The following is a 19,901-nucleotide window of genomic DNA, read 5'->3' as shown; positions in this document are numbered from 1 at the left end:
CAGGGCGCCGGACGTGCGGCGGTGCGGTGATGTGTCACGGTAGTGGTCTGGGGCAGGACGCGGCGGCGACCGGGCCCGACCGGCCCTGTGGACAGGGACCGGCGGCACCTGCCCTCTCGGTCCCGGCGGCCGGACGCTGGAGAGGTATCCGGCCCGCAGCCCATCGGAGGAGACCGCGTCATGGTCCGTTATGTGTACGACTTCGCGTCCGGCGGCCGTGACATGGCCGACCTGCTCGGCGGCAAGGGCGCCAACCTGGCCGAGATGGCCCGGCTGGGGCTGCCGGTGCCGCCCGGTTTCACCGTGACCACCGAGGCGTGCCGGGTCTTCCTCGCCACCGGCAGCGAGCCGGACACCCTGGCCGGCGAGATCGCGGAACACCTCGCCGCGCTGGAGCGGGCCGCGGGACGGCGCCTCGGGCAGCCCGACGATCCGCTGCTGCTGTCCGTGCGCTCCGGGGCGCGGTTCTCCATGCCCGGCATGATGGAGACGATCCTCGACGTCGGTCTCGACGACGACTCCGTGCTCGGCCTGGCGAAGACCTCCGGGAGCGAGCGGTTCGCCTGGGACTCCTACCGTCGCCTCGTGCAGATGTTCGGCAGCACGGTGATGGGTGTCGACAGCGCCCTGTTCGAGGACGCCATCGCCGGGCTGAAGCGCGCTCGCGGTGCGAAGGACGACCTGGCGCTGACCGCGGCGGACCTCGCCGAACTCGTCCGGATCTACAAGGACCTCATCCGCCGGGAGACCGGCGAGGACTTCCCGCAGTCCCCGGCCGAGCAGCTCGGCCGGGCGGTGCGCGCCGTCTTCACGTCCTGGACGGGCGAGCGCGCCCGGCTGTACCGCCGCCGCGAGCACATCCCGGACGACCTGGGCACCGCCGTGACCGTCCAGACCATGGTCTTCGGCAATCTCGGCGCCGACTCCGGCAGCGGCGTCGCCTTCACCCGCGACCCGGCCACCGGCAGGACCGGCCTGTACGGCGACTACCTGGCGAACGCGCAGGGCGAGGACGTCGTCGCCGGCATCCGCAACACCGTTCCGCTGACCGCGCTGGAGGAGCTGGACCCCGTCTCGTACGGCCGGCTGCGGGACCACATGGGCACGTTGGAGGCGCACTACCGGGATCTGTGCGACATCGAGTTCACCATCGAGCGCGGCCGGCTGTGGATGCTCCAGACCCGGGTGGGCAAGCGCACCGCCGGGGCCGCGTTCGCGCTCGCGGCCGAACTGGCCGACGAGGGACTGATCACCCCCGACGAGGGGCTGTCCCGCGTCGACGGGGACGGCCTCGCGCGGCTGATGTTCCCCCGCTTCGACACCTCGGCGGTCGGCACGGCGCTCGCGCACGGACTGCCCGCCTCCCCCGGCGCGGCCGTGGGCGCGGCGGTGTTCGACTCGGCGGAGGCGGTGCGCCGGGCCGCGGCGGGCGAGGACGTCGTCCTGGTGCGCCAGGAGACCACCCCCGACGATCTGCCCGGCATGATCGCCGCGCAGGCGGTGCTGACCAGCCGCGGCGGCAAGACGAGCCACGCGGCCGTGGTCGCCCGCGGCATGGGCACGGTGTGCGTGTGCGGGGCCGAGGAGCTGGACGTCGATCTCGCGGCCCGCCGGTTCACGGTGGGCGACACCGTCGTGGAGGAGGGCACCGTCATCTCCGTCGACGGCTCCGAGGGCGCCGTCTATCCGGGTGCCGCGCCGCTCGTCGCCTCCGAGGTGATGCGCTACTTCGAGACCGGCGAACGGTCCCCCGGACTGGTCGAGTCCGTCGCCCGCGCCATGGAACGGGCCGACGGCGTCCGCACGTTGGAGGTGCGGGCGAACGCCGACACACCCGAAGACGCCGCCCGGGCCCGGCGGTTCGGCGCCCAGGGCGTCGGGCTGTGCCGGACCGAGCACATGTTCCTCGGCGAGCGCCGCAAGCTCGTGGAGGCGATGATCCTCGCCCGCGACGACAGCGAGCGCGAGAAGGCACTGAGCGCGCTTCTGCCGCTCCAGCGGCGGGACTTCATCGGCATCCTGGAGGCGATGGACGGTCTGCCGGTCACCGTCCGGCTCATCGACCCGCCGCTGCACGAGTTCCTGCCCGACCGCACCGACCTCGCCGTACGGCTCGCCACCACCGAGGCCCAGGGCGATGTGCCGGCCGCGCACGACACCGAACTCCTCGACGCCGTCAACCGGATGCACGAGGAGAACCCGATGCTCGGCCTGCGCGGGGTGCGTCTGGGCCTGGTCGTGCCGGGGCTGGTCGCGATGCAGGTGCGGGCGATCGCGGAGGCGGTCGTGGAGCGCACCCGGGCCGGGGGCAGCCCGCGGGCGGAGATCATGGTGCCGCTGGTCGGCGCCGTGGAGGAACTGCGCATCGAACGGGCCGAGGTGGAACGCGTCCTGGCCGAGGTCTCCGAGGAGTCCGGCGTGCCCGTGCGCTGCCCGGTCGGCACGATGATCGAGCTGCCCCGGGCCGCGCTCACGGCCGGACGGATCGCCGAGGAGGCGGAGTTCTTCTCCTTCGGCACCAACGACCTCACCCAGACCACCTGGGGCTTCTCCCGCGACGACGTCGAGGCGGCGTTCTTCTCCGCCTACCTCGACAAGGGCATCTTCGCCACCTCCCCCTTCGAGACCCTCGACCGGGACGGAGTGGGCCGGCTGGTGCGGATCGCGGTCGACGAAGGCCGCGCCGCGCGGCCCGAGTTGAAGATCGGCGTCTGCGGCGAGCACGGCGGGGACCCGGCCTCCGTCCACTTCTTCCACGCCGCCGGCCTCGACTACGTCTCCTGCTCGCCGTTCCGGGTGCCGGTCGCGCGGCTGGAGGCCGGACGGGCCGCGCTGCCCGAGCCGGGGACGGGCAGCGACAGCAGGTGACGGGCGAGAGACGCAGGAGGTGGTCGGCATGGCCCGCATCGTCGGCGAGGTGATGACCCGCGACGTCGTGGAGGCGCACCGCGACACGTCGTTCAAGGACGTCGTACGGCTGCTGGACCGGCACCGGGTCAGCGGGCTGCCCGTCGTGGACGAGGACGACAAGGTGATCGGGGTGATCTCCCAGACCGACCTGCTCCGCCGCCGGGCGGGCCGGACGGGGACGACCGCTCCGTCCCCGGCACGGCGGCTGCGGATGCTTCCGTCGGGGCGGTCGGCGCGGTGGGCGGGGTCGGTCCGGGCCGCCTGGACCGCCCGGTCGGCGCGGGCCCTGCGGTCGTCGGCCCGGGCCGCCGGGCGTCCCGCCACGGGGGCGTACCCCGCCACGGCCGGGGAGCTGATGTCGACCCCCGCCGTCACCGTCCACCCCGAGCAGCGGATCGCCGACGCCGCGCGCGTGATGGAACGTCACGGGGTGGACCGGCTCCCGGTGGTGGACGAGGAGGACCGGCTGATCGGCATCGCCACGCGCAGCGATCTGCTGCGGGTCTTCCTGCGCACGGACGACGCGATCCGCCGCGAGGTCCGGGGCGAGGTGCTGCCCCGCACCCTGGGCCCGTCGGCGGCCGGCGTGAGCGTGTCGGTCGCGGACGGCATGGTCACGCTGCGGGGCTCCCTGGAGCACGGGCACGGCGGGGACCTGGCGCTCGCGATCCGGCTGACGTACCGGGTGGACGGAGTGATCGGCGTCGTCAACAGGCTGACGGTCCCGGCCGGTTCGGGACCCGTCCCGGGACCGTGAGGGCCTGTCGGCCCCGTGCCGGGACCTCCGGGACCTGGGGCGCGGCACCCCTGACGCGGGACGCTACGGGTGGACGAGCGGCAGGGCCCGAGTCCCGGGACCGGATCCCGGGCCGGCACCGGTGATGCCGCCGTCCCCCGCGCCGCCGACCGTGCGGCGCCGCCCCCTCGACGACGGAGGCTCGCCCCCATGACCCGCCACCACGACCACGACACGAAGAACCGTGCCGTGAAGGACCGTGACGCGAAGACCCGTCCCGCGACCGACCGTCCCGCCACCGCACCGTCAGGGAACGCGCCGTCCGAGATCGCCGTGACGGTGGACCGTCTGGTGACGAACGGGCTCAAGGCGCTCGCCGACTACGAGTCGCTCGACCAGGAGCAGGTCGACCACATCGTGAAGAAGGCGTCGGTGGCCGCGCTGGACCGGCACACGGACCTCGCGCGGCTCGCGGTGGACGAGACCGGGCGCGGTGTCTTCGAGGACAAGGCCGCCAAGAACATGTTCGCCTGCGAGTACGTCACGCACAGCATGGGCCCGATGAAGACGGTCGGTGTCATCGCCCGCGACGACCTGGACGACATGACGCAGGTGGCCGAGCCGGTCGGTGTGGTGTGCGCGGTCACCCCGGTCACCAACCCGACCTCCACCACGATCTTCAAGGCGCTGATGGCGCTGAAGACCCGCAACCCGGTGGTGTTCGCCTTCCACCCCAACGCGCAGCGGTGCAGCGAGGAGGCGGCCCGGATCGTGCGGGACGCGGCGGTCGCCGCGGGGGCGCCTGAGCACTGTGTGCAGTGGATCGAGACGCCGTCGGTGGCGGCGACCGGTGCCCTGATGCGGCACCCCGGGGTCTCCCTGATCCTCGCCACGGGCGGCAACGCCATGGTGAAGGCCGCCTATTCGGCCGGCAAGCCCGCCCTGGGCGTCGGCGCGGGCAACGTCCCCGCGTACATCCACCGCAGCGCCGACGTGCGGCGGGCGGTCAACGACCTGGTGCTGTCCAAGTCGTTCGACAACGGCATGATCTGCGCCTCCGAACAGGCCGTCATCCTGGACGAGGAGATCCACGACGAGGTCCTCGCCGAGTTCCGCACCCTGCACGCGCATGTGGCGACCGCCGAGGAGAAGGCGAAGCTGGAGGCGTTCCTGTTCCCCGCCAGCCGGGCGGACGCCACCGGCGTGGGCTGCGAGCCCAAGGTCAACTCCGCTGCCGTCGGGCGGAGTCCGGCGTGGATCGCGGAGCAGGCCGGGTTCTCCGTGCCCCGGGACACCTCGCTGATCCTGGTCGAGGCGGACCGGGTCGGCCCGGACGAGCCCCTCACCCGCGAGAAGCTCTGCCCGGTCCTCGCGGTGCTGCGCGCCGGCACCTGGCAGCGGGGCTTCGACCTGGCCGCCGACATGGTGGCCTTCCACGGACAGGGCCACAGCGCCGTCATCCACACCGGGGATCCGGAGCTGGCGGAGGCGTACGGCCGGCGCATGAAGACGGTGCGGATCATCGTCAACGCCCCGTCCTCGCAGGGCGCGATCGGAGGCATCTACAACAGCCTGCTGCCGTCGCTGACCCTCGGCTGCGGCTCCTGGGGCAGTACGTCGGTGTCCGACAACGTCTCCGCCGCCCAACTCCTCAACGTCAAGCGGGTGTCGACGCGGCGCAACAACCTCCAGTGGTTCAAGGTGCCGCCGAAGGTCTACTTCGAGCCGCAGTCGCTGCGCTACCTCACCTCGATGCCGGACGTGCACCGGGTCACCGTCGTCACCGACGCGACCATGACCCGTCTCGGTCTGGTCGGCCGGGTGGAACGCGTCCTGCGGCGGCGCCGCGAGCCGGTCACCATCCAGGTCATCGACAACGTCGAGCCGGAACCGAGCATCGACTCGGTGCGGCGCGGCGCCCGCCTCATGGGCGACTTCCGCCCGGACACGATCATCGCGCTCGGCGGCGGCTCCCCGATGGACGCCGCGAAGGTGATGTGGCTGCTGTACGAGCAGCAGGCCGAGGGCAGGGACGTCGACTTCGCCGACATGCGGCACAAGTTCTCCGACATCCGCAAGCGGGCCTTCCGTTTCCCGGTGCTGGGGAAGCTCGCCCGGCTGGTGTGCGTGCCGACCACGTCCGGCACCGGCGCCGAGGTGACCCCGTTCGCCGTCATCTCCGACCCGGCCACCGGCAAGAAGTACCCGCTGGCCGACTACGCGCTCACCCCCAGCGTGGCCATCGTCGACCCGCTCCTGACCTCCGCGCTGCCCCGCGCGCTGGCCGCCGACAGCGGCTTCGACGCCCTCACCCACTCCATCGAGGCGTATGTGTCCGTCTACGCCAGCGACTTCACCGACGGGCTCGCCCTGCACGCGATCCGGCTGATCTTCGACAACATCGAGGCGGCCGTCCATGAGGGCGCGGCCCGGCCGCGGGCCCAGGAGAAGATGCACAACGCGGGCACGCTGGCGGGCATGGCCTTCGGCAACGCCTTCCTCGGCATCGTCCACGCCATGTCCCACACGCTCGGCGCGACCTTCCACATCGCGCACGGCCGGACCAACGCGGTCCTGCTGCCGCACGTCATCCGCTACAACGGCACCGTGCCCACGAAGCTCACCGGCTGGCCCAAGTACGAGAGTTACCGGGCTCCCGAGCGCTTCCAGGACATCGCGCGCACGCTCGGTCTGCCCGCCGCGACCCCGGCCGAGGGCGTCGAGTCCCTCGCCTCGGCGGTGGAGCGGCTGCGGGACGCCGTCGGCATCGAACCGTCCTTCCAGGCGCTCGGCGTCGACGAGCCGGCCTTCCTCGACGCCCTGCCCCGCCAGGCCCTCAACGCCTACGAGGACCAGTGCGCGCCGGCCAACCCCCGGATGCCGATGCTCGACGACATGCAGGAGCTGATGCGCGCGGCGTACTACGGCGGCCGTACCGCGGACCGCGAGGAGTAGGGCAACGGCACGCGCACGGTGGCGCGCCCCCACGGCGGGAGACTGTGGGGGCGCGCGGTTCCGATCGACCTAAGAACACGAGGAGTTGTGGGATGGCGAAGGCCTATCTGGTGGGCGGCGGGATCGCGGCCCTGGCCGCGGCGACGTATCTGATCCGCGACGGCGGCTTCGAGGGGAGCGACATCCATCTCTTCGAGGGCCACCGGGCGCTGGGCGGCAGCCTGGACGCGAGCGGCGGTCCGGACGTGGGCTACAGCATGCGCGGCGGGCGGATGTTCGACGGCGAGTCCCGCTGCACCTACGACCTGCTGTCGGGCATCCCCTCGCTCGACGACCCGGCCGTCTCGGTGACCGACGAGATCCTCGCCGGACACGCGGAGTCCCCCTGGGACGACGCGGCCCGGCTGGTCGACGCGGACGGCAAGATCGTCGACACGACGTCGATGGGCTTCTCGGAGCGCGACCGGCTGGAGCTGGTGCGCTGTCTGGCCGTGTCCGAGGGCCACTTGGACGGCAAGCGGATCAGCGACTGCTTCGGCGAGCACTTCTTCACGACCGCGTTCTGGTTCATGTGGTGCACCACGTTCGCGTTCCAGCCCTGGCACAGCGCCGTCGAGTTCCACCGCCATCTGCGGCGGTTCGTGCACCTGTTCCCGGAGTTCTCGTCCCTGTCGGCCATGCGCCGGACCCGTCACAACCAGTACGACTCGATCGTGCGGCCGCTGACGGCCTGGCTGCTCGCCCGCGGCGTCACCGTCCACCCCCGCTGCCAGGTCACGGACCTCGGCTTCACGCCGGGCATCCACAGCGGCACGGTCGACGCCCTCCACCTCAGCCGGCGCGGCCGCGACGAGAAGATCGCCGTCGCGCCCGAGGATCTGGTCCTGGTCACCAACGGCTCGATGACCGACGCCTCCAGCCGCGGTTCGCACACCGCCGCGCCGCCGCCGGCCCCGCCGCGCTCGGACGCCTGGCTGCTGTGGCACCGACTGGCCCGCGGGCGCGCCGACTTCGGCGATCCGGGCGTCTTCGACAAGCGGGTGAAGGAGTCGCGCGGGGAGTCCTTCACGGTCACCACCCGCGACCCCGAATTCCTGCGGGCGCTCGAGGAGTTCAGCGGCCGGCCCGCGGGCCGGGGCGGTCCGGTCACCTTCACCGGGTCCAACTGGCTGCTGACCGTGCTGGTGGACCGTCAGCCCGTCTACCGGGACCAGCCCGAGGACGTCACCGTCTGGTGGGGGTACGGCCTCTTCCCCGGGCGGGCCGGCAACGGCACGCCCAAGCCGATGACGATGTGCACGGGCCGCGAGATCCTCGAAGAGGTCCTGCACCACCTGCCGTTCGACGCGGCGACGGAGGCGCGGATCCTGGAGACGTCGACGGTCGTGCCCTGTGTGATGCCCTACCTCACCAGCCAGTTCCTGGCCCGCCGCCACGGCGACCGGCCGCGGGTGATCCCGGAGGGGTCGGTCAACCTCGCCTTCATCGGCCAGTTCGCCGAGGTGCCCGACGACGTCGTCCGCACCGTCGAGTACTCGGTGCGGACCGCCTGGACGGCGGTGGCGGGGCTGCTGAAGCTGGACCGGCGGCCGCCGGAGGTCTACAAGGGCCACCACGACCCGCACGTCCTGGCCGCCGCCCTGGAGCGCATGCACCGCCGCTGAGCGGCCCCGAGCCGCCCTGGTCCGTTCAGACCGCGATACGGCGTCCCGTGACGGCGTACGGCTCGATCCGCACCCACAGATCGCGCCGGCCGCCGGCCCACGGCTTGCTGCGGGCGCGTTCCGCGAGCCGCCGCTTCTCGCCGAGGTCCGTCACGGTGCGCGCGTATCCGCGGGCGAGGACGCTCCAGCCCTGGCTGAACACGTCGTCGATGCGGTCGACCTCGAAGGCGACCGGGCAGCCGTCCGCGAGCGAGGGGGTCGCGCCGCGGGCGGTGCGGAAGACGATCGCGTCGTCGACCACGCTGTAGTTGACGGGCACGATCGTCGGCCCGAGTTCGGTCGCGACCGCGAGCCGTCCGACCCCGTGCGAGGACAGCAGCTCGGCGCACTCGGCCCGGCTCAGTTCGGTGAACTCCGGTGCGCGGCCCGCCTGTTCACGGCCGGGCGGTACTTCGGCGTCGCCGCCGGTGAGCGCCGAGACCGTGGTCTCCAGCGCGGCGGCGAGGGTGAGCAGCGCGCCTCGGCCGGGCACGGCGTCGGCGTGCTGTTCCAGGTGTGCCACATAGCTGGGGGCCATGCCGGCCCGGTCGGCGGTCTCCTCGCGCGACAGCCCGAGGGCGAGCCGTCGCGCGACGAGCCGCCTGCCCAGGTCGCCCTTGGGCGTCAGGGCGTCCGTTGGCGTCTGGTCGTCCTCGGACGCGCCGTCGGTGCGTCGGGCGTCCGCAGCCGGTTCGGTCATGGCCCCTCACTTCCTCGCGTCAGGCCGCCGGGACGGCGATCTCGTCGTGCGACGGCTCGCCGAGCACCACCTTGAGCGCGCCGGTGTCGGCGGCGCGGGCGAAGACGTCGTACGCCTCCTCCATCCGGTCCAGCGGGAAGGTGTGGGTGACGAGCTGGGTGGTGGGCAGACGGCCCGCGGCCGTCATGCGCAGCAGGGTGGGGGTGGAGTAGGTGTCCACGAGACCGGTGGTGATGGTGATGTTCTTGATCCACAGGTCTTCGAGGTGCAGCGTGGCGGGCTTGCCGTGCACGCCGATGTTGGCGACATGACCGCCGGGGCGCACCATGCGCGTGCACAGCTCGAAGCTCTCGGGCACCCCGACCGCCTCCACGACGACGTCCGCACCGAGGCCGTCGGTGAGGTCGGCGATGAGCTGCGCGGGGTCCTCGGCGGCGTCGGCCACGGCGTCCGCGCCGAGCCGTTTGGCGGCCTCCAGACGGGACGCGGCGAGGTCGACGGCGACGATCCGTTCCGGCGAGAACAGGCGCGCCGTGGCGATCGCCGCGAGGCCGATGGGGCCGGCGCCGACGACGGCGACGGTGTCGCCGGGGCGGACCCGGCCGTTGAGGACGCCCACCTCGTACGAGGTGGGGAAGATGTCGGCCAGCAGGACGGCGTCCTTGCTGTCGACCGCGCCGGGCAGGGCGTGAACGGACAGGTCGGCGAAGGGGACGCGCACGTACTCGGCCTGGGTGCCGTCGATCAGATGGCCGAGGATCCAGCCCCCGCCGCCCAGGCACTGGCCGTAGGCGCTGTCGCGGCAGTAGCGGCAGCGTCCGCAGGCGCTGATGCAGGAGACCAGCACACGGTCGCCCGGACGGACGGTCCGGACGTCGCTGCCGACCTCCACGATCTCGCCGACCGCCTCGTGCCCCAGCACGGTGCCGGGGCGCACCTCGGGGACGTCGCCCTTGAGGATGTGCAGGTCGGTGCCGCAGATGGTGACGGCGTCGACGCGTACGACGGCGTCGGTGGGCTCCTTGACGGCAGGGTCGGGGACCTCTTCCCAGGCGGACTGCCCGGGGCCGTGGAAGACGTAGCCTTTCATGGTGCTCCTCCCGATCCTTTCCGGTGGCGGTAGTGGCCCGCATATCCAGCTTGTCCGGTAATCGCCGGATCCGCTTGGGCCGACCGGCCCCCAGTCCTCACTTCAGCGCGTCGGCGACGCCCTGCGCCCATTTCTCGACCGCGCCGAAGTCCCGGAAGTCGCCGCCCTTGCCGGAGCGGAGGATCATCCCGGCCACCCACCCCTTGGCGCCGTCCTCCAGCCGCCCGCCGAACGTGATGTGCTCCTCCACGCCCAGCCGGTCCATGGCCCGCCGTACGCCGCGCACGGGCGGGATGTCCCGCTCGGAGGCCGAGGCGTCCAGCGGTCCGCTGTCGAAGAACCACACGGGCCGCTCCTTGAGCAGGGCGCGGTGGCGGCGGACGAAGCGCCGCGCGTCCTTGTGCCAGCGCCCCGCGTAGAGCCCGCCGCCGACGACGACGGCGTCGTAGCGCGCCACGTCGGTGACGGAGCGGGCGGGGAGCACCTCGGCGGTCAGGCCGCGGGTGCGCAGGACGTCGGCGACGGCCGTGGCGATCTCCGCCGTCGATCCGTTCGTCGTTCCGTAGGCGACCAATACGGTGCCAGTGCCAGTGCCGGTGTTGTCGGTGCCGGTCATGGCGGTCCGCCTCCTCTCGCGGTCCGCGCGGCCGCGCTCAGCGCAGCCGGCGCAGGTAGGGGTCCTGGGGGCGGCGCGGCAGCAGGCGTATCCGGGTGTCGAGCGCGGTGACGCCGTCCGGCCTGGCCAGGACGGGGTTGAGGTCGGCCTCGGCGAGCTGCGGCAGATCCGCCGCCATCCGGGACAGCCGCAGGAGCAGCCGTTCCAGCCCTTCGAGGTCGACGGGGGCCTGTCCGTTCGCGCCCAGCAGCAGCGGGGCGCAGCGCGGCGAGGTGATGAGGTCGTGCACGTCACGGTCGGTGAGCGGGGCGAGCCGGGCGGCGTGGTCGGCGAGCACCTCGGTGGCGGTGCCGCCGAGCCCGAACAGCACGAGCGGGCCGAAGACCTCGTCCTGGGCGACGCCCGCGAAGAGTTCGATGCCGCGGGCGGCCAGCGGCTGCACGACCACGCCGGTCATGAGTCCGGCGAAGCGCCTCTCCAGGTCGCGGAACGCGGCCCGAACCTGGGCGTCCCCGCGCAGGTCCAGATGGACGGCGTGCTGCTGCGCCTTGTGCAGCAGTCCCGGCCAGTGGGCCTTCATGACCACCCGGCCGTCGGCGCCGCGCAGCCGGTCGGCGGCCAGCACGGCCTCGTCCTCGGTCTCGGCCCAGGCCCAGGGGATCTGCGGGATGCCGTAGCAGTCCAGCAGGTCGGCGCAGAGCATCGGGTCGAGCCAGCCCCCATCGGGGTGGTCCGACAGGTAGCGGGCCACGACCGTGCGGGCGCGGTCGGTCTGGACGTCGGCGAGTGCGGGAACGGCGCCGGAGGGCCGGGCGAGCCAGGCGGCGCGATCGGCGGCATGGGCGAGCGCGCGGGCGGCCGCCTGCGGTTCGGCGTAGGAGGGGATCGTGCCGCCGTCCGCGGCGGGCAGCAGCGTGACGGACCGGTCCTGTTCCAGGCGTACGGCGAGGACGGGGCGGGCCCGCCGGCCGGGGGCGGCGGTGAGGGCGCGCACCAGGTCGTCGCCGGTGGCCGCGGCGACCGCCGTGGGCACGAGCGCCACCACGACGGCGTCGACGCCGGGGCAGCGGGTGAGACGGTCGACGCACTCGGTGAGCTGTTCCTCCGACACGGCGGCGGTGGCGTCGACCGGGTTGCCGACGGCGGCGCCCTCCGGCAGGACCGCGAGCAGGTCGTCGATCACGGTGGGGGTGAACGGGGGAAGGGCGAGGCCCGCCTCCGCGCAGGCGTCGGCGGTGAGCACTCCGGCGCCGCCGGCGTTGGTGACGATCGCGACGCGGGCGCCCGCGGGCAGCGGCTGGGAGTGCAGCAGGGCCGCGGTCTCGAGCAGCTCGCCGACCGAGCGGGTCGCGGTGATGCCGGCCTGGGTGAAGAGGGCGCCGCGGGTCATGGTGCGGGTGGCGGCGGCCGCGGTGTGGGAGGCGGCGGCCTTGCGGCCCGCCTCGGTGCGGCCGGCGTCGACGGTGAGCACCGGGATGCGGCGCGTGACACGGCGGGCGGTGCGGGAGAAGGCGCGCGGGTTGCCGAACGACTCCAGGTGCAGCAGGGCGAGGTCGGTGCGGCCGTCGCTCTCCCACCACTGGAGCAGGTCGTTGCCGCTGACGTCGTACTTGTCACCGAGCGAGACGAACGACGAAACCCCGATGCCGAGGCGGGACAGTCCGTCGAGGAGGGCGATGCCCACGCCGCCGGACTGTACGGCGATCCCGGCGGTGCCGGGGCGGGGGTGCTCGGCGGCGAAGGTGGCGTCGAGGCTCAGTTCCGGGTCGGTGTTCGACACGCCGAGGCAGTTGGGGCCGACCAGCCGCATGCCGTGGGTGCGGCAGGCGGCCAGCAGCGCCCGCGCCTGGAGATGGTCGAGCCCCGCGGTGAGCACGACGAGCGCGCGTACCCCGGCTATGCCGCACTCCTCGGCGAGAGCCGGGACGGCGGCGGCGGGTACGGCCACGATCACCAGGTCGGGCACCGTGGGCAGGGCGGCGACCGACGGGTAGGAGGGCACGCCGAGCACGGTGGCGACGTGGGGGTTCACGGCGAACAGGCGTCGGGGGAAGCCGCCCGAGCGCAGATGGTGCAGGACGGCCCGGCCCACCGAACCGGGGGTGCGTCCGGCGCCGGCCACGGCGACCGCGGACGGCCGCAGCAGCGGGACGAGGCTGGCCACGTCTGCGGCGCGGCCGCGCGCCTCGACGGCCGACAGGTAGGTGTCGTCCTGGCCGAGCCGGACGGTGCAGCGCACCTCGGGCCCCTCGAAGCGGCGCGCGGTGTGCAGGCCGAGGTCGGCGAAGAGGCGGAGCACCTCGTGGTTCTCGCTGAGCGCGTCGGCGGTGAAGGCCGTGACGCCCTCCGCGCGCGCCGCCGAGACGAGGTGCTCGACGAGGAGGGTGCCGACGCCCCGGTGGTGCAGGCCGTCGGCGACGGCGATGGAGACCTCGGCGGTGCCCTTGTCCTCGGCGGTGCCCTTCTGCTCGGCGCGGGCGTCGTCGCCGGTGCCGGTGTCGTACTCCGCGATGCCGATGATCCGGTCGTCCGCCTCGGCCAGCAGGGCCCGGTATCCCGGCCGGGCCGGGCCGCAGGCGCGGTCGGCGGCCTGGGCGGCCGAGCGCGGGCTGGCGGAGAAGAAGCGCAGCCGCAGGTTCTCCGGCGACATCTCCTCGTAGAAGCCGCGCACCTGCCGGTGGTCGCCGGGCCGCGCCGGGCGGATGCGGACGGTGGTGCCGTCCGCGAGCAGCGCGTGGACCGTGGGCCGGTCGAGCAGGTCGTCCGTCATCGCGGGTCGCCTCCATGGCTTCGGTACTTCGATCGTCCGGCGGAGCGGCGCCGGGGCCCAAGGGCCGGACGGCCCCGGTGCCGCCGCCGACCGGCCCCGGGACGGGTCAGTCGTCCGCGACCAGGGCCGTCAGGTCCAGGAGACGGTTGGTGTAGCCCCACTCGTTGTCGTACCAGCCGAAGACCTTGGCGAGGGTGCCGTTGGCCTGGGTCAGGGCGGGGTCGAAGACGCAGGACGAGGGGTCGCCGATGACGTCGCGGGAGACGATCGGCGCCTCGGACACCCGCAGGACGCCGTGGAGCGGGCCATCGGCGGCGGCCCGGAACGCGGCGTTGATCTCCTCCGCGGTCGCCTCCCGGGCGAGGACCACGGCGAGGTCGGTGAGCGAGCCGTCCTCCACGGGCACCCGGACGGCGATCCCGTCCAGCGCGCCGGCCAGCTCCGGGACCACCAGGCCGACGGCGCGGGCGGCGCCGGTGCTGGTGGGGATGATGCTGAGGGCGGCCGAGCGGGCTCGCCGCAGGTCCTTGTGCGGTCCGTCCAGCAGCGACTGGTCGTTGGTGTAGCCGTGGATGGTGGTCATCACGCCGCGTTCGATGCCGAAGGCGTCGTCGAGGACCTTCACCATCGGGGCGACGCAGTTGGTGGTGCAGGAGGCGGCGGAGACGATCCGGTGCCGGTCGCGGTCGTAGGCACGGTCGTTGACGCCCATCACGATCGTGGCGTCCACGTCCTTGCCGGGCGCCGACAGCAGCACGGTGCGGGCGCCGCCCTTCAGATGCAGCGCCGCGGAGTCGCGGTCGCGGAAGCGGCCGGTGGACTCGACGACGACGTCGACGCCGTGGTCGGACCAGCGCAGGGCGGCCGGGTCGCGTTCGGCGGTGACGGCGATCCGCCGTCCGTCGACGGTGATCGAGTGGTCGTCGTGCTCCACGTCCCGTCCGATACGGCCGAACGTCGAGTCGTACTCCAGGAGATGGGCCAGGGTGGCCGGTGAGGTGATGTCGTTGACGGCGACCACCTCGACGTCCTGGGCGCCCTGTTCGGCGCGGTCGAGGGCGGCGCGCAGATAGGTGCGGCCGATCCGTCCGAAGCCGTTGATGCCGACGCGCGTGGTCATGGCGTGGGGTCCTTCCTCAGGAGGTGGAGTGATCGGTCGGATGCCGGGTCCCGGCATGGCTCGGCGCGGTGGGCCGGGGCGGGCCCACCGCGTCGTGGCCGCTCAGCGCAGCCAGCCGTGGTCGCGGACGATCGGGAGTCGGGCCCAGAGGCGGCCGATGCCGAGGGTGTTGCCCGCGGCGGTGGCGGCCAGGACGATCAGGGCGACGGCGTAGATCACGTGGTAGTCGACGAAGGGATTCGTCGACATGGTCGGTGATCCGTCCGCGAGGTGCTGGGCGGGTGGCCATTCGGCGACCCACATCAGCGCCATCATCAAGGTGCCGGCGACGGCGGAGATACGGAGCGCGACCCCCGCGATGAGGGCGACGCCGATGCCGAGCAGGCCCAGCATGAACAGCCAGTTGGCCCACGGGTCGCCGGCCCAGGAGTGGAAGGTGGACTCCATCGGCCCGACCGCGACCGAGCCGAGGAAACCCTTGGTCGGCGAGCCGCCGTCGATCCAGCCCTTGCCGGATCCGGTGGCGTAGCCGAGGCCGAAGGTCTTGTCGAGGAAGGCCCACAGGAAGACGAAGCCGGTGAGCAGTCGCAGGGAGGCGAGGGCGTAGGCCCGCGCGGTGTGGGTGCCGGTGCCCGCCGACTCGGCCGGCTCGGTTGCGGAGGTGGTCCGGTTCCTGCGGAACGACGGCAGGTGGAGTCCGGAGCTCCGGTGCGGGGTCTCGTGCACGGCCATGGTCATGGTCCCTTCGGGGGCGTTCGGGGCGGTGCCTGACACCACATACTCTGGCCGTGCGCGGGGCCGGGCGGCGGATGCCGAAGGTCCGCGGCCGCAGGGCCGAACGTCCCTGTTCTCAGGGGACGTTGGGGGCGCCGGGTCCCTACGCGCAGACACGCCCGTCAGTACGCGGGCACGCCCCGCTTCCGGAAGCGCTCACGGACGCTCTCGGTGAGGGCGGGGTCGGGTACCGGGGTGTCGCGCAGCGGGAAGGGGATGCCGAGGGCCTCGTACTTGGGGGCGCCGAGCTTGTGGAAGGGCAGCACCTCGACCCTGCGCACGGTACCGAGCCCGGCGACGAACTCGGCCAGTCCGTCGACGGCTTGGGGATCGTCGGTCCAGCCGGGGACCAGGACGTAGCGGACCCACACGGGGACGCCGAGCCGGTCGAGGCGGGTGGCGAACCCGAGCGTGGGGGCGAGCCGGCCGCCGGTGAGCTTCCGGTAGGTGCCGATGTCGAAGGACTTGATGTCCAGCAGCACCAGGTCCGTGTGGGCGAGCAACTCGTCGGTGGCGCGGGCGCCGAGGAAGCCGGAGGTGTCCAACGCCGTGTGCAGACCGGCCTCTTGGCAGCGGCGCAGTATCTCGCCGGTGAACACGGGCTGGAGGAGCGGCTCCCCGCCGGTGATCGTCACGCCGCCGCCTGCGGTGGTGAGGAAGGGCCGGTACTTCTCGATCTCGGCCATCACCTCGTCGACGGTCGTCTCCCGGCCGTCGCGCATGTGCCAGGTGTCGGGGTTGGCGCAGTACAGACAGCGCAGCGGGCAGCCGCTGACGAAGAGGACGAACCGGGTCCCGGGCCCGTCCACGCCGGTGGACAGGTCCCAGGAGTGGATCCGGCCTCGCGTCATCGTGCTCACAGCGTTCCGTGGAAGGTGCGGCTGATGACGTCGAGTTGCTGTTCGCGGGTCAGGCGGACGAAGTTGACCGCGTAGCCGGAGACCCGGATCGTCAGCTCGGGGTACTTCTCCGGGTGCGCCATCGCGTCCTCCAGCACGTCCCGGTTGAGCACGTTGACGTTCATGTGGAAGCCGCCGGAGGCCATGTAGGCGTCGAGGATGCCCACCAGGTGCCCGGCGCGCTCCTGCGGGGCGTGTCCGAGCCCTTCCGGGGTGATGGTGGTGGTGAGCGAGATGCCGTCGCGGGCCTGTTCGTACGGCAGCTTGGCGACCGAGAGGGCGGAGGCGGCGACGCCGTGGCGGTCGCGGCCGTTCATCGGGTTGGCGCCGGGTGCGAAGGGCTGTCCGGCCCGGCGTCCGTCGGGGGTGTTGCCGGTGTGCTTGCCGTAGACGACGTTGGAGGTGATGGTCAGCACCGACTGGGTGTGTTCGGCGTCCCGGTAGGTGGGGTGGCGGCGGACCTTGGCCATGAAGGACTCCACGAGTCCCACGGCGATGCTGTCGGCGCGGTCGTCGTTGTTGCCGTACGCCGGGAAGTCGCCCTCGGTCCGGAAGTCGACGGCGAGGCCGGTGGCGTCCCGGAAGACCTTCACCCGGGCGTACTTGACGGCGGAGAGGCTGTCGGCGGCGACCGAGAGGCCGGCGATGCCGCAGGCCATGTAGCGGTGCACGGGGTGGTCGTGGAGGGCCATCTCCAGCCGCTCGTAGGCGTACTTGTCGTGCATGAAGTGGATGACGTTGAGGGTGTCGACGTAGGTCTCGGCCAGCCAGTCCAGGACCCGGTCGTACGCCGCCGCCAGCTCGTCGTGGTCCAGGTAGTCGCCGGTCAGCGGGGGCATCGCCGGGGTGACCTGGTCGCCGGTCATCTCGTCCCGGCCGCCGTTGACGGCGTACAGCAGCGCCTTGGCCAGGTTGACCCGGGCCCCGAAGAACTGCATCTCCTTGCCGACGGCCATGGCGGAGACACAGCAGGCGATCGCGGTGTCGTCGCCGTTGCGGGGGCGGATCAGCTCGTCGGACTCGTACTGCACGGCGCTGGTGTCGATGGACACCTGGGCGCAGAACTCCTTGAAACCGGCGGGCAGTCGGGGCGACCAGAGCACGGTGAGGTTGGGTTCCGGGGCGGGCCCGAGGTTGTAGAGGGTCTGGAGGAAGCGGAAGGAGGTGCGGGTGACCAGCGGGCGGCCGTCGGTGCCGATGCCGCCGATGGACTCGGTGACCCAGGTCGGGTCGCCGGAGAACAGGGCGTCGTACTCGGGGGTGCGCAGGAACCGTACGATCCGCAGCTTGATCACGAAGTCGTCGATCAGTTCCTGGGCGCGGGACTCGTCGATGAGGCCCTCGTCCAGATCGCGCTGGAGGTAGACGTCGAGGAAGGTCGAGGTGCGGCCCAGCGACATCGCGGCGCCGTTCTGCTCCTTCACCGCGGCGAGATAGCCGAGGTAGAGCCACTGCACGGCCTCGTGCGCGGTGACCGCGGGGCGTGAGACGTCACAGCCGTAGGTCGCCGCCATCCGGGTCAGCTCGCCCAACGCCCTTATCTGCTCGGCGAGTTCCTCGCGGTCGCGGATGACGTGCTCGGAGGACGGCACGGCGTCGAGCAGGGCCCGTTCGGCCCGCTTGGCCTCGATCAGCCGGTCGGTGCCGTACAGCGCGACGCGCCGGTAGTCGCCGATGATCCGGCCGCGCCCGTAGGCGTCGGGCAGGCCCGTGATGATGCCGACCTTGCGCGCGGTGCGCATGGCCGGCGTGTAGGCGTCGAAGACCCCGTCGTTGTGGGTCTTGCGATAGGTCCCGAAGACCTTCGTCACGAACGGGTCGGCCTCGTAGCCGTACGCCCTCAGCCCGCTCTCCACCATGCGCAGACCGCCGTTCGGCATGATCGCGCGCTTCAGCGGGGCGTCCGTCTGGAGGCCGACGATCAGTTCACGGTCGCGGTCGATCCAGCCGGGGGCGTGCGAGGTGATCGTGGACGGTGTCGCCGGGTCCACGTCGAGGATGCCGCGGGCGCGTTCCTCGGGGAACAGCGAGCTGACCTTCTCCCACACGATTCGGGTGCGGTCCGAGGCGCCGGCCAGGAAGGAGGCGTCGCCCTCGTAGGGGGTGTAGGTGGCCTGGATGAAGTCGCGTACGTCGATCAGCTCGCGCCAGCGGGTCCCGGCGAAGCCCCGCCAGGCCGCGGTGACACGGTCGCCGGCGGTCACGGTGGGCACGGTCGTGGTCATCGCCGTTCCTCTCTTCTCTGTGTCGTGGTGCGTCTCCTTCGATGCTCGTCGTTCCCGGCCGGCGCCGGGAGTGCCGGTCAGCGCCCTCGCGCGGGCCGTACGGCCCGGGTCACCGGGCTGGGTGGCCCTGGCCCGGGCGGGGGCCCGCGCACACACTGGAGGCGGAAGTCCGTCCACGCCGTCACGGAGGGCTGTCATGGACACCGCCCACACACCTCTGTTGCGCTCACTGACCGAGGAGCACCGTGAACGGCTGCTCCGCATCGCCCGCGAGGTGTCGTTCCCGCAGGGTGCCCGCCTGTTCGAGGAGGGTGAGCGCGCCGACCGCTTCTGGATCATCCGCACCGGCCGGATCGAACTCGACATGCGCGTGCCGGGCCGGCGGGCCGCCGTCATCGAGAGCCTCGGGCACAACGAGCTGATCGGCTGGTCCTGGTTCTTCACCCCGCACGTCTGGCATCTGGGCGCCGAGGCGACCACACCGGTGCGGGCCTACGAGTTCGACGCGGTCGCCGTCCGCTCGATGTGCGACGACGACCCCGCGCTGGGCGACGACGTCGCCCGGTGGGTCGGCGACGTCGTCGCCCACCGGCTGCGCTCCGCCCGGACGCGTCTGCTCGACCTGTACGCCCCGTACGGGTCCGGCAGCGCGGTCTGACTCCGTCGGCCCGGCCCCGTACCTGTCCGCCCTACCTGAGGAGTGGCCATGCACGGCACCCCGCACATCGTCAGCGACGTCATGACGCACACGGTCGCCGCCGTCGGCCGTGGGGCGACGTTCAAGGAGATCGTCAAGCTGATGCAGGACTGGAAGATCAGCGCCCTGCCCGTCCTGGAGGGCGAGGGCCGGGTCGTCGGGGTCGTCTCCGAGGCGGACCTGCTGCCGAAGGAGGAGTTCCGCGACAGCGATCCCGACCGGTCCACGCAGCTCGACCGGCTGGCCGACCTGGCGAAGGCCGGCGCGGTCACCGCGGAGGAGCTGATGACCTCGCCCGCGCTCACCGTGCGGGCCGACGCCACGCTCGCCCAGGCCGCCCGGACCATGGCCCGGGCGAAGGTCAAGCGGCTGCCCGTGGTCGACTCGGTGGGGCTGCTCGAAGGGGTCGTCAGCCGGGCCGACCTGCTCAAGGTCTTCCTGCGCACCGACGAGGACATGGCCGAGGAGGTCCGGCGCGAGGTCGTGGCCTACCTGTTCCCCGCACCGGGATCGAACGTGCGCGTCGCGGTGCGCGAGGGCGTCGTGACGCTGGCCGGGCGGGTCCGGGACACCTCGCTGGTGCCGGTGGCGGCACGGCTGGTCCGGGCGGTCGAAGGCGTCGTGGACGTCGACTTCGACCTCACCGGGCACGGGGGTCAGGCGGACGCTCCGGCGGACGCCTGACCGCGGGTCGCCGAGGGGCGGA

General features: G+C 72.9%; 14 protein-coding genes. 6 read left to right on the top strand and 8 right to left on the bottom strand.

The annotated features are described in order from the left end of the window. Positions 1–180 precede the first annotated feature (180 nt). The 4 genes from ppdK (at position 181) to AFM16_RS36390 (ending at position 8,265) form a co-directional block, all read left to right on the top strand. On the top strand, positions 181–2,868 hold the full coding sequence (gene ppdK, locus AFM16_RS36405; protein WP_078636535.1) for a pyruvate, phosphate dikinase: 2,688 nt from the start codon (positions 181–183) through the stop codon (positions 2,866–2,868). A 28-nt stretch (positions 2,869–2,896) separates the two neighbouring features. Then, positions 2,897–3,667 carry a CBS domain-containing protein gene (locus AFM16_RS36400; protein WP_078636534.1) on the top strand — a complete coding sequence of 257 codons (771 nt, stop codon included), beginning with the start codon at positions 2,897–2,899 and terminating at the stop codon, positions 3,665–3,667. 189 nt (positions 3,668–3,856) lie between these two features. Then, a complete protein-coding gene (gene adhE / locus AFM16_RS36395; RefSeq protein WP_078636533.1) occupies positions 3,857–6,601 on the top strand; it encodes a bifunctional acetaldehyde-CoA/alcohol dehydrogenase in 2,745 nt (914 codons plus the stop codon). 44 nt (positions 6,602–6,645) lie between these two features. Next, entirely contained in the window at positions 6,646–8,265 is a 1,620-nt protein-coding gene (locus AFM16_RS36390; RefSeq protein ID WP_256861380.1) for an oleate hydratase, read from the top strand. Positions 8,266–8,290: 25 nt separating this feature from the next. On the opposite strand, the gene AFM16_RS36385 is transcribed toward AFM16_RS36390, so the two are convergent. From AFM16_RS36385 to pflB, 8 genes are all read right to left on the bottom strand, one after another. Further along, positions 8,291–9,004, bottom strand: coding sequence for a helix-turn-helix domain-containing protein (locus AFM16_RS36385; protein ID WP_078636531.1), 714 nt, complete (start codon positions 9,002–9,004; stop codon positions 8,291–8,293). A gap of 19 nt (positions 9,005–9,023) precedes the next feature. After that, entirely contained in the window at positions 9,024–10,094 is a 1,071-nt protein-coding gene (locus AFM16_RS36380; protein WP_078636530.1) for a zinc-dependent alcohol dehydrogenase family protein, read from the bottom strand. 97 nt (positions 10,095–10,191) lie between these two features. Next, the gene (locus tag AFM16_RS36375) at positions 10,192–10,710 is read right to left on the bottom strand and encodes a flavodoxin domain-containing protein (RefSeq protein ID WP_078636529.1); all 519 of its coding nucleotides are present in this window, start codon (positions 10,708–10,710) and stop codon (positions 10,192–10,194) included. A gap of 37 nt (positions 10,711–10,747) precedes the next feature. Continuing rightward, positions 10,748–13,480 carry a bifunctional acetate--CoA ligase family protein/GNAT family N-acetyltransferase gene (locus tag AFM16_RS36370; protein WP_078636528.1) on the bottom strand — a complete coding sequence of 911 codons (2,733 nt, stop codon included), beginning with the start codon at positions 13,478–13,480 and terminating at the stop codon, positions 10,748–10,750. Positions 13,481–13,586: 106 nt separating this feature from the next. Next, positions 13,587–14,600: a type I glyceraldehyde-3-phosphate dehydrogenase gene (gene gap, locus AFM16_RS36365; RefSeq protein WP_030782279.1), complete on the bottom strand. Its 1,014-nt coding sequence runs from the start codon at positions 14,598–14,600 to the stop codon at positions 13,587–13,589. 102 nt (positions 14,601–14,702) lie between these two features. Beyond that, the gene (locus tag AFM16_RS36360; RefSeq protein ID WP_030782283.1) at positions 14,703–15,332 is read right to left on the bottom strand and encodes a DoxX family protein; all 630 of its coding nucleotides are present in this window, start codon (positions 15,330–15,332) and stop codon (positions 14,703–14,705) included. 164 nt (positions 15,333–15,496) lie between these two features. Beyond that, a complete protein-coding gene (pflA, locus tag AFM16_RS36355; protein WP_078637226.1) occupies positions 15,497–16,225 on the bottom strand; it encodes a pyruvate formate-lyase-activating protein in 729 nt (242 codons plus the stop codon). Positions 16,226–16,230: 5 nt separating this feature from the next. Continuing rightward, positions 16,231–18,498: a formate C-acetyltransferase gene (gene pflB / locus AFM16_RS36350; RefSeq protein WP_078636527.1), complete on the bottom strand. Its 2,268-nt coding sequence runs from the start codon at positions 18,496–18,498 to the stop codon at positions 16,231–16,233. A gap of 196 nt (positions 18,499–18,694) precedes the next feature. Here pflB and AFM16_RS36345 point away from each other — a divergent pair, with 196 nt between their 5' ends. Both AFM16_RS36345 and AFM16_RS36340 read left to right on the top strand, forming a co-directional pair. Further along, entirely contained in the window at positions 18,695–19,156 is a 462-nt protein-coding gene (locus AFM16_RS36345) for a cyclic nucleotide-binding domain-containing protein (RefSeq protein ID WP_078636526.1), read from the top strand. Between the two features lie 48 nt (positions 19,157–19,204). Beyond that, positions 19,205–19,879 carry a CBS domain-containing protein gene (locus AFM16_RS36340; RefSeq protein ID WP_078636525.1) on the top strand — a complete coding sequence of 225 codons (675 nt, stop codon included), beginning with the start codon at positions 19,205–19,207 and terminating at the stop codon, positions 19,877–19,879. The last annotated feature ends 22 nt before the right edge of the window (positions 19,880–19,901 follow it).

Source organism: Streptomyces antibioticus (assembly GCF_002019855.1).
Lineage (GTDB): Bacteria > Actinomycetota > Actinomycetes > Streptomycetales > Streptomycetaceae > Streptomyces > Streptomyces antibioticus_B.
This window is presented reverse-complemented; position numbering and strand designations above follow the sequence as displayed.

Bases quoted from the DNA above. Each gene is read 5' to 3' on its own strand.
- AFM16_RS36400 (WP_078636534.1), top strand. From the start codon at position 2,897: ATGGCCCGCATCGTCGGCGAGGTGATGACCCGCGACGTCGTGGAGGCG.
- AFM16_RS36340 (WP_078636525.1), top strand. From the start codon at position 19,205: ATGCACGGCACCCCGCACATCGTCAGCGACGTCATGACGCACACGGTC.
- AFM16_RS36385 (WP_078636531.1), bottom strand. From the start codon at position 9,004: ATGACCGAACCGGCTGCGGACGCCCGACGCACCGACGGCGCGTCCGAG.
- pflB (WP_078636527.1), bottom strand. From the start codon at position 18,498: ATGACCACGACCGTGCCCACCGTGACCGCCGGCGACCGTGTCACCGCG.
- AFM16_RS36345 (WP_078636526.1), top strand. From the start codon at position 18,695: ATGGACACCGCCCACACACCTCTGTTGCGCTCACTGACCGAGGAGCAC.
- ppdK (WP_078636535.1), top strand. From the start codon at position 181: ATGGTCCGTTATGTGTACGACTTCGCGTCCGGCGGCCGTGACATGGCC.
- pflA (WP_078637226.1), bottom strand. From the start codon at position 16,225: ATGACGCGAGGCCGGATCCACTCCTGGGACCTGTCCACCGGCGTGGAC.
- AFM16_RS36360 (WP_030782283.1), bottom strand. From the start codon at position 15,332: ATGGCCGTGCACGAGACCCCGCACCGGAGCTCCGGACTCCACCTGCCG.
- adhE (WP_078636533.1), top strand. From the start codon at position 3,857: ATGACCCGCCACCACGACCACGACACGAAGAACCGTGCCGTGAAGGAC.
- AFM16_RS36370 (WP_078636528.1), bottom strand. From the start codon at position 13,480: ATGACGGACGACCTGCTCGACCGGCCCACGGTCCACGCGCTGCTCGCG.
- AFM16_RS36380 (WP_078636530.1), bottom strand. From the start codon at position 10,094: ATGAAAGGCTACGTCTTCCACGGCCCCGGGCAGTCCGCCTGGGAAGAG.
- gap (WP_030782279.1), bottom strand. From the start codon at position 14,600: ATGACCACGCGCGTCGGCATCAACGGCTTCGGACGGATCGGCCGCACC.
- AFM16_RS36375 (WP_078636529.1), bottom strand. From the start codon at position 10,710: ATGACCGGCACCGACAACACCGGCACTGGCACTGGCACCGTATTGGTC.